10 protein-coding genes are annotated in these 13,068 nt (G+C 69.5%); 5 read left to right on the forward strand and 5 right to left on the reverse strand.

The window, feature by feature from the left end; translation table 11 throughout:
* The 3 genes from CKO43_RS22580 to CKO43_RS22590 form a co-directional block, all read right to left on the reverse strand.
* Positions 1–1,318, reverse strand: a 1,318-nt coding sequence (locus tag CKO43_RS22580; protein WP_200380047.1) for a restriction endonuclease subunit S, incomplete at its 3' end; no start/stop codon positions are given.
* A complete protein-coding gene (locus CKO43_RS22585) occupies positions 1,311–3,773 on the reverse strand; it encodes an HsdM family class I SAM-dependent methyltransferase (protein ID WP_200380048.1) in 2,463 nt (820 codons plus the stop codon). The genes CKO43_RS22580 and CKO43_RS22585, both read right to left, overlap by 8 nt.
* 257 nt (positions 3,774–4,030) lie before the next feature.
* Positions 4,031–4,498 (reverse strand): hypothetical protein, encoded by a 468-nt coding sequence (locus CKO43_RS22590; protein WP_200380049.1) that lies wholly within the window; start codon positions 4,496–4,498, stop codon positions 4,031–4,033.
* 403 nt (positions 4,499–4,901) lie between these two features.
* Here CKO43_RS22590 and CKO43_RS22595 point away from each other — a divergent pair, with 403 nt between their 5' ends.
* The gene (locus tag CKO43_RS22595) at positions 4,902–7,076 is read left to right on the forward strand and encodes a prolyl oligopeptidase family serine peptidase (protein WP_200380050.1); all 2,175 of its coding nucleotides are present in this window, start codon (positions 4,902–4,904) and stop codon (positions 7,074–7,076) included.
* A 10-nt stretch (positions 7,077–7,086) separates the two neighbouring features.
* Here the strand turns inward: CKO43_RS22595 and CKO43_RS22600 are convergent, their stop codons facing one another.
* Positions 7,087–7,626, reverse strand: a complete 540-nt coding sequence (locus CKO43_RS22600) for an adenine phosphoribosyltransferase (protein ID WP_200232039.1) — start codon at positions 7,624–7,626, stop codon at positions 7,087–7,089.
* 103 nt (positions 7,627–7,729) lie between these two features.
* Entirely contained in the window at positions 7,730–9,730 is a 2,001-nt protein-coding gene (locus CKO43_RS22605; RefSeq protein ID WP_200380051.1) for a monovalent cation:proton antiporter family protein, read from the reverse strand.
* 37 nt (positions 9,731–9,767) lie between these two features.
* On the opposite strand from CKO43_RS22605, the gene CKO43_RS22610 reads away from it, so the two are divergent.
* Genes CKO43_RS22610 through CKO43_RS22625 form a run of 4 tightly spaced genes read left to right on the forward strand, consistent with a single transcriptional unit; the run spans position 9,768 to position 12,805 of the window.
* Positions 9,768–10,757: a KpsF/GutQ family sugar-phosphate isomerase gene (locus tag CKO43_RS22610; protein WP_200380052.1), complete on the forward strand. Its 990-nt coding sequence runs from the start codon at positions 9,768–9,770 to the stop codon at positions 10,755–10,757.
* Positions 10,757–11,326 carry an HAD hydrolase family protein gene (locus CKO43_RS22615; protein WP_200380053.1) on the forward strand — a complete coding sequence of 190 codons (570 nt, stop codon included), beginning with the start codon at positions 10,757–10,759 and terminating at the stop codon, positions 11,324–11,326. The genes CKO43_RS22610 and CKO43_RS22615 overlap by 1 nt, the downstream gene beginning before the upstream one ends.
* Before the next feature lie 4 nt (positions 11,327–11,330).
* Complete coding sequence (gene lptC / locus CKO43_RS22620; RefSeq protein WP_200380054.1) at positions 11,331–12,026, forward strand: LPS export ABC transporter periplasmic protein LptC; 696 nt, start codon at positions 11,331–11,333, stop codon at positions 12,024–12,026.
* Positions 12,023–12,805 carry an SDR family oxidoreductase gene (locus CKO43_RS22625; RefSeq protein WP_200232034.1) on the forward strand — a complete coding sequence of 261 codons (783 nt, stop codon included), beginning with the start codon at positions 12,023–12,025 and terminating at the stop codon, positions 12,803–12,805. The genes lptC and CKO43_RS22625 overlap by 4 nt, the downstream gene beginning before the upstream one ends.
* The last annotated feature ends 263 nt before the right edge of the window (positions 12,806–13,068 follow it).

Below are 13,068 nucleotides of genomic sequence, written 5' to 3' on the forward strand. Positions count from 1 at the left end.
GGTCCAGCAGGGGGGTGACGCGGACTCGGCCGGTGAGGAGGTCGTCGGAGAGGCCTGTCCGCGTCAGCTTCAGTTTCTCCAAGTACTGATCTTCTGAATCTATACGCTGTTCCACAGACCGCATGCGAGCGACGATGCGTCGCTGCTCCTCTGCGGGTGGGGTCGGAAATCGCAGCCCCATCAAGATGGCGCTGCTAGCGACATCTCGTCCAGCTGAATTCACCATCGATCGAACCTGTTGCTTCACTCTTGTATCAAACGAGAGTGCGGCCTGCAGAAATTCGGGTTCCATGCGATTTGAGTTGACCGAGATCCGCATGAAATTCGAGGACATGATCCAGCCGCGCTCGGACTCCCCGACTACAACAGATCGTCCGACATCAGCTACTCGGGAGAAGGCAATGTCACCAGGAATCAGCTCGAAGTCAGCCAGAGACCTTGCGGTCTTCTCGCTCACATACAAGAGCTCTTCGCGCAGAAATCTGCCGACCCCCAGTGAACCGATGGTGACGACCGGTCGGCCTGATTCCGTGAAGTGCTCTCCCTTGAGGGAAGACCCGAAGGGGCCGGTCCGCAAAACGGGCCTTTCGGGCGTCGCAACGTCGGCGAGTCCGAACGCCTGCCATTCCTTCGGAATCCAGCCGAGGCGCGATTCCTTATAAAGGCTCGGTTCTTGGCTCCGCGGCGGGCGCAGCTCGCCGTTGGTGTCGATTCCTCGCGTCAGCAGGTCGTGCAGCAGCCCCTGCTTGACCTGCTTGAGCTTCTCGATGATCGCCTCGGTCTGGCGGATGGCGGTGGCGAGGGTGTCCAGAACCTCCGTGATGCCTCTCTGCTCGTCAAGAGGTGGTAGTTCAAGCTGCAGCGATTCGAGGATTCCCTTTGAAAGGCCCCCCCGTCCGCCGCCTGACGACCTCGCCCTTAGTTCCTCGTAGCGGCGATTGAGGTTATGGAAAAGGTACGTCGTGTGAAGACGCTCTTCATCACCTCGAAGCAACGCGATTGACTGGTTGGTACTCAGTTCGCAAAGGGTGAGCGCGGCAGTGCCTCTCGTTTTGCCCTGTCCCGCAAGTGCAATGGCCACTGCGGGTGGCGGAACTAGCGTCGCATTGGAGGCGGCGAGCCCCGCTGCAGTAATTCGGCCGGGAACGTCATGAACTCTGCGAAGATGAACATCTCCCGAGGACATCCATGGAATAACGCCACCCCAGTAGTGGGGCACATCGGTTGACGGTGTGCCTCCAAGGGTGCATGTCGCAACCTGGCCGAGCTTGGACGGCGCCCATGATTGGACCGAGCTTCCGATGGTCGACTTAGACATAGCCAAGGGCTCCAACGAATCGCTGCAGCGCTGAAGCCGCTGCAGCGCGCTCGCGCTCGATGTCCGCCAGCGTCACCTGGTACTTGTCCCACCAATTCTCCAGCGCCGACACGACCTGCTGCCGCTGCGTCGCGACGTAGCGCTCCAGGATCACCTGCATGTCGTAGCGCAGGATCTGCAGCAGCAGCGCCGCCGCGCCGGCTTCGTCCAGTGCGTCGACGGCTTTGTCCAGCCGCTGCGCGAAGCTCTTCTGCTGCGCCTTGATCTGCTTCTTCAGCGTGGCGAGCTGCGTTTTCCAGGCCTTGATCTGCGCCTCGTCGACGGCCGGCTCGTCGTCGTCGGCCTCGGCGTCCTCGCCGTCGTCGGCCGCCTTGTCCGGCGTCGCCGCCTTGATCTGACCGTCCAGCTCGGCCCTGCGCGCCTGCAACTCGGCCAGCGCTGCGACGAAGTCGGCCATCAGGAAGCGCACCAGCTTGTGGTCCAGCGGGTCGCTCTTGCTCTGCTCGTCGTCCAGCGCGGTCAGGATGCTGCTGCGCCAGGCGTCGACGACGCCGAGCGCGCCACGTGCCATCAGCGTCATGAACTCGTACTTCGCGTCCTCCCAGAAGCCGGCGACGATGCCGCGCACCGGGTAGCGCCCGAGCAGCCCCACCGGCTCCAGCGCGGCGCTGAAGCTCTTAAGCAGCTCGTGACGCAGGCCGACGAAGGCCGTGCCGGTGCCGGCGCCGGCCAGCGCGGTGATGCGCGGGCTGTGCGCCTGCCACCAGGTCTCGAAGGCCTCGCGCACCGCCTGTTCGCGCGCCAGCAGCCCGGCGTGGGTCTCGACGGCGGGCTTGATCGCCTGGCGTGTCGTGATCTCGGCGCGGAAGTCGAAGTAGGCCGCGTCGCGTTCGACGAACAGCGCCATCGGGTCCAGCCCGTGCGCGTCGAACAGCGCCGCCTGGGCCTGCACCTCGGCCTTGGGCACGCCGCCCAGCAGGTGGGCACGCACGTCGTGCGGCTCGGGCGGCGGCGCGTTGTCGGCGTAGCGGCGGATGTTCAGGTTGAAGTCGTTGTCGCGCAGCGTGGCGGCGGGAACGACCGCGCTGAAGCCCGGCAGCTCGGCGAAGTGCTCGAATGTGTGCACGATCTTCTCGATGTGCTCGGGCAACAAGTGGTTCTGCGCTCGGCCCTCGAAGTACTCGCGGTCGGCGTTGACGAACAGCACCTTGCCCTGGCGCTCCGCCGGCTTGCCGCTCTCGTGGCTGCGGCGCTGGCGCAGGACGAGTACGCAGGCAGGGATGCTGGTGCCGTAAAACAGGTTGGCCGGCAGGCCGATCACGGCCTCCAGCAGGTCGGCCTCAATCAGCGCGCCGCGGATCGCGCGTTCCTCGCCGCCGCGGAACAGCACGCCGTGCGGCATCACGGTGGCAACCATGCCGCCGTCGCGCGTCACTGCCAGCATGTGCTGCAGGAACATCAGATCGGCCTTCTTCGAGCCCAGCGGCACCGCGCCGTAGCGGAAGCGCTCGGGGTACTTCGGCGCCCAGACGGGCTGCCCGTTGCGGTCGGTATCGGCCGTGCCCCAGTTGATCGAGAACGGCGGGTTCGACAGCACGCGGTCGAAGTGCATGAGATCGGTGCCGTTGTCGTGCTGTGGCGCTGCCAGCGTGTCCTCGTTGCGCAGGTCGGCGTTGCGGATGCCGTGCAGCAGCATGTTCATGCGCGCGATCGACCAGACGGTGCCGTTGGCTTCCTGGCCGTACAGCTCGGCGCGGCCGCTGTCGCCGCCATGCTCGTCGATGTACTCCTTGGCCAGGATCAGCATGCCGCCCGATCCGACACAGGGGTCGTAGATGCTGTGTCCCTCCTCGGGCTTCAGCAGCCGCACCATCATGCGCACCACCGAGCGGGGCGTATAAAACTCGCCGCCCTTCTTGCCGGCGCTGTCGGCGAACTGCGCGATCAGGTACTCGTAGGCGGCGCCCAGCAGGTCGGGGAACTCGAAATCCTCGTTACGCAGCCGGTGCAGGTTGAAGTGGCTGATCAGCGCGCGCAGCTTGATGTCGGGGATCTTGCTCTGCCCGACCTTGCGCGAGAAGTCGATGTGTTCCAGCACGCCGGAGAGGCTGGAGTTGTTGCTCTCCAGGCCGCCGAGCGCGCGGTTCAGGTGGCCGCCGACGTCGTCGTGGGCGTGGTCCACCAGGTAGTGCCAGCGCGAGGTGAGCGGCACGTAGAACGACTCGCCGTACCAGCGCTTGGCTTCGGCCTGCTCCACGGCTTCGGCGCGGGAGTAGCCGGCGGCCAGCTGCTCGGCGATGACCTGCTCGCGGTGCTGCTCGAAGACGTCGGAGCAGCGCTTCAGGAACAGCATCCCGAAGATGTATTCCTTGAACTCCGAGGCGTCCATCTTGCCGCGCAGGATGTCCGCGGCCTTGAAGAGATGTCGTTCGAGCTGGGCGAGGGTCAGGGGCATGGGGCAAGCGGGGGACGTCGGATCTCGGGTCCGCCGCTCAGGGCCGGACCGGCAGCCGGCGATTGTCAGCCGGACGACGGTCCCCTGCCTGCCCGCCCGTCATCCGGGCTGCAAGCCGCAGTTGTGTCCACGCCTGTGTCCATGAGCGCCGCGCCAGCGGCGAGATCGCTGTCGTGGCGCGGACTTGCGACTCAACGGCCGGTTCTGCATCGGAAAGTAGTTCGCGCTGGGCGGCGCGTTCCGCGATGGACCACGGATCACCCAGGCGCCGCGGACGGCGCCGAGTAACGCCCCGGGACCTCTTGCGCGACGCCGTCGAAGGTGTAGCGGAAGCGGTACTCGAGGCGGGCGGCGGTGCCGCCGCCCTCCCGGATCAGGTCCGCCGGCACGACGAAGCGGAACACGAGCGCGCTACCGGCCACCGGCTCCGGCCCGGCTTCAGGCGGCAGCTCATGCCAGCCTGCCCCACCGCCAGCTGAGCGCAGTTGCAGACGCATCTTGTCGAATCGCCCCGCGGCGGGGCCGCCACCGCCCCACACCAGCACGCGCAGCATGATGCGCACGCGCCCGTCCGGCAGCGTTGCCGGTGCTTCATCCTGGTAAGCGCCGCCGCCGCCGGCCTGGAAGAACAGGCCCGGCAACAGCAGCCAGGCCGCCAATGCCAGCAGAGCCAACACCACGGCGGCGCCAAAGGCGGGAGCGCGGCGTCGCCCCTCCGTGTCCATCGCCGTTCAGGCGGGGCGTCGCGCCAGCACCTCTTCGTCGCCGCGGCCGAGCGCCGCGGCCACTTTCAGCTGCCACTCGTCGTTCACCTGTCTGGTCTTCATGATCAGGGTCCCGTGGCGGCGCACGCGACGCCACGTTCTGCGGCTGGTCGGAAGGAAGCACCGAGTCTTTTTCGATGCGGTGTCGGCGTCAACGAATGCCATCGGCGTGTCTAGGGGGCGCGGTGCGGTCGCGCGCTCGCGGCTCGGAGTGCCATGGCTCTGCGGCTCGATGTCGCCCCGAAACGAACACGCCGGCCTCCTTCCGCTGGACGAGCCAGCACCATCCCGGCACGTTGACGCGGCTCGCCCGCGCCACTGCAATCGACGGCGGCGCCCGAACCGGGCGGGAGGTGCAACGGCAATGTCGATCGTGATGCGCGGGTGGTTCTGGGCGGCCGGGTTCTTCAGTCTTCAGGCCGTGGCGGCCGACCTGCCGGTCGCGCCAGTACAGCCGGTGCTGCAGACCCACTACGGCGTGCAGGTCGCCGACCCGTACCGCTACATGGAGGACACCGCCTCGGCTCCGGTTCAGGCCTGGATGAAGGCGCACAGCGAGCACGCCCACCAGGTGCTGCAGGCGCTGCCCGAACGGGCCGCGTTCCGCGCCCGGCTGGAAGCGCTGGAGCGCAGCGGCAGCGACAGCGTCACGCGCGTGCAGCAACGCAACGACGGCAGCCTGTTCTATCTGAAGCGCGGGCAGGCCGACGACCAGTTCAAGCTGATGCTGCGCGCGCCGGGGAGCCGCGACGAGCGTGTGCTGCTCGACCCGATGACGCTGCGCCTGCCCGACGCCAAATCGGGCCAGCCGCAGGCGATCAACCTGTTCAGCGCGTCGCCGGGCTCGACCCGGGTCGGCGTCGTCGTGTCGGCCGCGGGGTCCGAGGACGGCCATCTGTTCGTGCTCGACGTGGCCTCCGGCCGCACGCTGCTGGGCCCGCTGCCGCGTGCCGGCTTTCCGAACTGGCAGGACGAGAGCCGGTTCGTGATGAGTCGCCGGCACGCCCCCGGCCCGGGCCGCACGGCGCAGGACAAGTACCGCGACTCCGAACTCGTGCTCGTCACGCTGGCGGCAGGCGATCAGCCGGCACACGAGGAGGTCCTGCCCGGCCGCGCCTGGCCCGGCCTGAACCCCGGCCGCGACGGCGACGTGCTGGTGCGCGCCATCCCGGGCACGGCGCAGGCGCTGGTGCTGGTCGGCAACGGCGTCGCCAACGAGCTGGCGCTCCACACCGGACCCTGGTCGCAGCTGCGCGACCCGGCCGCACGCTGGACCCCGGTCGTCGGCGTGGCCGACGGCGTCGTCGACTACAGCGTGCGAGGCTCGACGCTGTACGCCGTCAGCCACCGCGGCGCGCCGCGCAAGCAGGTGCTGGCTTACGACCTGACGCAGCCGCAGCAGCCGCCGCGTGTGCTGCTGGCCGCGTCCGAACGTGTCGTGCAACGTGTGATCGCCGCGCGCGACGCGCTCTACGTGCTGGCGCGCGAAGGCAATGTCGGCGTGCTGCTGCGCCGCGCCTACCGCGACGACGCCGTCTTCGAGCCCGTGGCGCTGCCTTTCGCTGGCCAGGTCTACATCGACACCGGCTGGGGCCGCGACGCCTTCGCCGCCGAACAAGACGGCCTGATCATCGGCCTGCAGAGCTGGACCCAGGGCCTGCGCTACCTGCGCCTGCGGCCCGACGGCAGCCTCGCCGAACTCGGCCTGCCGGTGCTGGCCGCCGAGGATTCACCCGCGGACCTGAGCACCACCGAAGTGCTGGTGCCCAGCCACGACGGCGCGCTGGTGCCGATGAGCATCGTGCACCGCCGCGACGTCAGGCTCGACGGCCGCAACCCGGTCTGGCTGACGGCCTATGCCTCCTACGGCTTCACGATCGAGCCGGGTTTCCGGCGCGAGCGTCTGGCCTGGCTGGAGAAGGGCGGCGTGCTGGCATTCGCCAACCCGCGCGGCAGCGGTGTCTACGGCAACGACTGGTACCTGGCCGGCAAGGGCATCCACAAACGCAACACCTGGCTGGACGTCATCGCCTGCGGCGAATACCTGGTCACCCGCGGCTGGACCAACCCACGCCAGCTTGGCTTCAGCGGCCGCAGTGCCGGCGGGCTGCTGGCCGGCCGCGTGCTGACGGCAAGGCCCGACCTGTTCGGCGCCGTCGCTCCGGGCGTCGGCGTGCACGACATGCTGCGCTTTGAGGCCGAGCCCAACGGCCCGCCGAACGTGCCCGAGTTCGGCTCGGTCAGCACCGAGGAAGGTTTCCGCGGCCTGCTGGCGATGAGCCCGTACGCCCACGTGCAGGACGGCACGCGTTACCCGGCCGTGCTGCTGACGCACGGCGTCAACGACCCGCGGGTCTCGGTCTGGCAGAGCCTGAAGTTCGGCGCCCGGTTGCTGGCGGCGCGCGACGGCGACTCGCCGGTGCTGCTGCGGCTGAACTACGACTCGGGCCACGGCATCGGCGACACGCGCGCGCAGCAGCTCGACGAGAACGCCGACACCTACGCCTTCTTCTGGCACCACCTGAGGCGGCGCGACTGAAAGCGCGGCCTCAGCTGCCCTCGAAGCTCACCAGCGTGAACAGCGGCAGCCCGGAGTCGCGCAGCCGCTGCGAGCCGTGCAGCTCGGGCAGGTCGACGATGGCGGCGCCTTCGATGACCTCGGCGCCCAGGCGCTCGAGCAGCTTGCGCCCAGCCATCATCGTGCCGCCGGTGGCGATCAGGTCGTCAATCAGCACGACGCGGTCGCCGCGCTTGACGGCGTCGGTGTGGATCTCGACGGTGGCCGAGCCGTACTCCAGCTCGTAGGTCTCTTCCACCGTCGTGAAGGGCAGCTTGCCCTTCTTGCGGATCGGCACGAAGCCGACGTTGAGCTCGTAGGCGAGCACCGAGCCGATGATGAAGCCGCGTGCGTCCAGCCCGGCGATGGCCGACGGGCGCACGTCGAAGTAGCGATGCACGAACTGGTCGATCAGCACGCGAAAGACGCGCGGGTTCGACAGCAGCGGGGTGATGTCGCGAAATTGAACGCCCGCTTCCGGCCAGTCGGGCACCGTCCGGATGTGGGTCTTGATGTATTGCTCCGGGCTCATGGCGCGGGATGATAGGCGTGCGTGCCGCGGCCTTCGTCCGGTGCCATGACGGCGATTGACGTGGAGCAAGAGGCGATGACGGCAGCGCCGGGCGCGCCGGGTCTCAGCCGCGCAGCAGCTTTTCCTCGGCCAGCGCCAGCGTCTCCGGGATGCCCGAGAGCACCAGCGTGTCGCCAGCGCCCAGCAGCGTGTCGTCTTCGGGTTTGGCCGACACGCCCGATGCGCGCCGGATCGACACCACGCTGACCTCCAGCGCGCCGAGCGCCAGGTCCGACAGCCGCTGGCCGATGCTGGCGGCCGCCGGCGGCAGCGTCACGCTGGCCAGCCGTTCCTGCAGCAGGTCGCTGGCGCTGTCGTCGTCGGCGCCGTGGAAATAGCCGCGCAGCAGGCCGTAGCGTGCATCGCGCGCGTCGCGCGCCAGCCGGATCACCTTGCGCATCGGCACGCCCACCAGCGCCAGCGCGTGGCTGGCGAGCATCAGCGAACCTTCGATCGCCTCGGGCACGACCTCGGTCGCGCCGGCGGCACGCAGCCTCTCCAGGTCCGAGTCGTCGATCGTGCGCACGATCACCGGCACCGCCGGCGCGTGTTCGCGCACCAGGCGCAGGATCTTCAGCGCCGACGGTGTGTCGGGGTAGCTGACGACCACCGCGTTGGCGCGTGCCAGGCCGGCGGCCATCAGGCTCTGCAGCCGCGCGGCGTCGCCGAAGACCACGCTCTGGCCGGCGGCAGCGGCCTGGCGCACGCGGTCCGGGTCCAGGTCCAGTGCCATGTACGGGATGTTCTGGGTGTCCAGCATGCGCGCCAGGTTCTGGCCGCTGCGGCCGTAGCCGCAGATGATCACGTGCTTCTCGGTGCGGATCGCACGCTTGGCGATCGAGGTCAGCTGCACCGACTGCATCAGCCAGTCGCTGGCCGCGAGCTTCATCACGATGCGGTCGGCGTGCATGATGATGAAGGGCGTGGCCAGCATCGAGATCACCATGCTCGCGAGGATCGGGCTGACCCACTCGGGCGCGACGAGCCCGTGGTCGGCACCCAGCGTCAGCAGCACGAAGCCGAACTCGCCGGCCTGCGCCAGGTAGAGCCCGGTGCGCAGCGCCACCCCGGGCGCCGAGCGGAAGGCCCGCGCCAGCGCCGCGACGAGCGCGAACTTGGCCGCCACCGGCACCGTGGTCAGCAGCAGCACCAGCAGCCACTGCTCGGCCACCGGATGCCAATCGAGCTTCATCCCGATCGTGATGAAGAACAGCCCCAGCAGCACGTCGTGGAAGGGGCGGATGTCGGTCTCGACCTGGTGCTTGTATTCAGTCTCGGCGACCAGCATGCCGGCGACGAAGGCGCCGAGCGCCAGCGACAGCCCGGCGTGTTCGGTCATCCAGGCCAGCCCCAGCGTCACCAGCAGCAGGTTGAGCATGAACAGCTCGTCGCTCTTGCGCCGCGCCACCAGCGTCAGCCACCAGCGCATCACCTTCTGGCCGCCGACGAGCAGCACCGCCAGCAGCGCCGCCGCCTTCAGCAGCGCCCAACCAAGTGCGGCCAGCAGCTGCTCGCCGCTGGTGTTCAGCGCCGGGATCAGCACCAGCAGCGGCACCACCGCCAAGTCCTGGAACAGCAGCACGCCCATCACCCGGCGGCCGTGTTCGCTTTCGATTTCGAGGCGCTCGGCCATCAGCTTGACGACGATGGCCGTCGACGACATCGCGATCGCGCCGCCGAGCACGACCGCGCCCTGCCACGACATCTGCCAGGGCAGGCCGGTGATGCCCTGGTAGGCAGCCGCCAGCAGCACGTGGCCGGCGATCGTGCCGACCATCGTCAGCGCCACCTGCGACAGGCCCAGGCCGAAGACCACGGTGCGCATGCTGCGCAGCTTGGGCAGGTTGAACTCGAGCCCGATCACGAACATCAGGAAGACGACGCCGAACTCGGCGAGGTACTTCACGCCGGCGCTGTCCTGCGCCAGCGCGAGCGCGTTCGGGCCGATGAGCACGCCGACCACCAGGTAGCCCAGCATCGGCGGCAGTTTCAGCGAGCGGCAGACCACGACCCCGAGCACCGCGGCGACGAGGTAGAGCAGGACGAGTTCGAGGGTGGTAGCCATCTAGAATCCTTCGATCCTATTCGACGCCGAACGCCCCATGACCCAGCCGCGCCCCTTCGATCCCGAACGCGCGCTCGCGCTGGCCGCTCGAACCTTCGAGATCGAGGCCCAGGCCCTGCTCGGGCTGGCGGCGCGCCAGCACGCCGGCTTTCCGAACGCGGTCAAGGCGATGCTCGAGTGCCGCGGCCGCGTCGTCGTGATGGGCATGGGCAAGAGCGGGCACGTCGGCCGCAAGATCGCCGCGACGCTGGCCTCCACCGGCACACCGGCGTTTTTTGTCCACCCTGCCGAGGCCAGCCACGGCGACCTGGGCATGCTGATGAGCGGCGACGTCGTGCTCGCGATCAGCAACAGCGGCGAAAGCGACGAACTCGCCGCGATCCTGCCGACGATCCGGCGCCTGGGCGTCACCGTCGTCGGCATGACCGGCAAACCCGAGTCGACGCTGGCGCGCCATGCCGACATCGTCGTCTCCAGCGCGGTCGACCAGGAAGCCTGCCCGCTGAACCTGGCGCCTACGGCCAGCACAACGGCGCAGATCGCCCTCGGTGACGCGCTCGCCGTCGCGCTGCTCGATGCCCGCGGTTTCCGCGAAGAGGATTTCGCGCGCTCCCACCCCGGCGGCAGCCTGGGGCGCAAGCTGCTGATGCACGTGCGCGACCTGATGCGCAGCGGCGACGCGCTGCCGCAGGTGGCGCCCGACGCCAGCTTCACCGAACTGCTGCGCGAAATGACGCACAAGGGCCTGGGCTTCACCGCACTCGTCGACGCCGAAGGCCGGCCGGCCGGCATCTTCACCGACGGCGACCTGCGCCGCCTGATCGAGCGCGGCGCCGACCTGCGCGCGCTCACCGCCGGCGACGTGATGCACGCGCGCCCGAAGCTGATCCGCGATGACGCGCTCGCCGTCGACGCCGCCGCGCTGATGGAAACGCACCGCATCACCAGCGTGCTCGTCGTCGACGCCGAAGGCCGCCTCGTCGGCGCGCTGAACTCGAACGACCTGATGCGCGCGAAGGTGATCTAGTGCCGGCGCTCCACTTCCCGCCCGAGCTGCTGCTGCAGGCCCAGGGGCCGGCCGGCGGCCTGAAGGCCGCGATCTTCGACGTCGACGGCGTGCTGACCGACGGCCGCGTCTACATCGGCGCCGACGGCGAGGGCGTCAAGGCCTTCTCGACGCTGGACGGCCACGGCCTGAAGCTGCTGCGCCAGGCCGGCATCGAGCCGGTCGTCATCACCGGCCGCGACTCGCCGGCGGTGCGCCGCCGCGTCGCCGACCTCGGCCTCCTGGAGGCGGTGTACGGCGTGCACGACAAGCTCGCGGCCGCGACCGAGTTGCTGGCGCGCCGCGGCTGGGAGTGGGCCGAGCTCGCCGCGATCGGCGACGACTGGCCCGACCTGCCGCTGCTGGTGCGCGCCGCCTTCGCCTGTGCGCCGGCCAACGCCCATGCCGAGGTCAAGGCGGTGGCGCACCACGTCACGACGGCAACGGGCGGCCACGGCGCGGCACGCGAGTTCTGCGACCTGCTGCTGGTGGCCTGCGGCCGCTACGAGGCGCTGCTGCGCGGCCACCTGCACTCGCTGGACACGGCCTGAGGCGATGAGCGTCGAGCTCCATCTGCCGGATCTTCCAGAAGTGCCGATCAGCCTCGGCGCTGCGGCGCAGCCGCCGCTGGACACGCCGCCGGCATCGCGCATGCCCTGGTCGCTGCGCCTGCGCGAGGCGCTCTCGGCCTATCTGCCGCTGCTGCTGATGGCGCTGCTGGCACTGGCGACCTGGTGGCTGGTGAAGAACACGCCGTCGGCTCCGCGCACGCCGGATCAGGCCGTGGTGCGCCAGGACCCGGACTACACGATGACCGGCTTTGCGGTCGAACGTTTCGAAGCCACCGGCCGGCTGAAGGTGCGCATCGAGGGCGAGCAGATGCGCCACTACCCCGCGACCGACCAGATCGAGATCGACCGCGTGCACATCCGCGCCATCGCACCCGATGGCCGCGTGACGCTGGCCGACGCGCGGCGCGCGCTTGCCAACGGCGACGCCAGCGAGATCCAGCTGCTCGGCGCGGCCCACGTGACGACGACCGACGAGCGCGGCCAGAAGGTGCAGATGGCCGGCGAGTTCCTGCACGCTTTCCTCGTCACCGAGCGCGTGCGCAGCCACCTGCCGGTGCGTGTGACCTCGGCCGACGGCAGCGTGTTCGAAGCGACCGGGCTGGAGTACGACCACGGCCTGCGCAAACTCGAGCTGCGGGGCCCGATGCGCGGTACCTTCGCGCCGCGCAGCTCGAAATGAGCGCGCCGCTGGTTTTCATCACCGGGGCATCGAGCGGCATCGGCCAGGCGCTGGCGCTGCGTTATGCGCAGGCGGGTTGGCGGCTGGCGCTGGTGGCGCGGCGCGTCGACGAGATTCAGGCCTGGCTGGCGGCTCAGGGGCTGGGGCCGGAGCGGGCGCTGGCGTATCGCGCCGACGTCTCGGACATCGATTCGATCGCCGCCGCCGGGCAGGACTGCATCCGGCGCCAGGGCCTGCCCGACGTCGTCATCGCCAACGCCGGCATCAGTGTCGGCATCGACACGGCCAGCCGCGAGGATATCGACGTGTTGCGCGAGACCTTCGCGATCAACAACGTCGGGCTGGCCGCGAGCTTTCATCCGTTCGTGGCCGCGATGCGGGCGCGGCGCTCGGGCACGCTGGTGGGCATCGCCAGCGTCGCCGCGATCCGCGGCCTGCCGGGACACGGCGCCTATTGCGCCAGCAAGGCGGCGGTGGTGGCCTATTGCGAAAGCCTGCGCGGCGAGTGCCGGGACAGCGGCGTGTCGGTCGTGACGCTGCTGCCGGGTTATGTCGCAACGCCGCTGACGGCCGCGAACCCTTACTCGATGCCTTTCCTGCTGCCGGCCGAAGTCTTTGCCGAGCGCGCGTTCCGTACGATTTCGGCCGGGGTCAGCTACCGCGTGATCCCCTGGCAGATGGGCGTCGTCGCCAAGCTGATGCGGCTGCTGCCGAACCCGCTCTTCGACCGGCTGTTTGCCGGTCGCGGCCGCAAGCCGCGCCGCGGCGAGAGCAGCTGAGACCAAGCCCCGGCCGCGTGCCGGGGGCACTCGCTGGCGCCGGCGGCACGCCGCGGGCACCCGATCGACCAAGAAAAAGAGGGCACCCGGGCCATCGGCCCGTCGCCCTCTTTTCGTATCTTCAGCAGTGCCGGCGCGACAGACGCGCCGGGTGCAGACGATCAGTAGCCGCTGCTGCGGCCACCGCCGCCATAGCCGCCGCCGCTGCCGCCACCACCGTAGCCGCCGCCACCGCCGCCGCCACTGCGACCGCCGCCGCCGTA

The organism is Rubrivivax gelatinosus (genome assembly GCF_016583785.1).
Classification (GTDB): Bacteria; Pseudomonadota; Gammaproteobacteria; order Burkholderiales; family Burkholderiaceae_C; genus Rubrivivax; species Rubrivivax gelatinosus_B.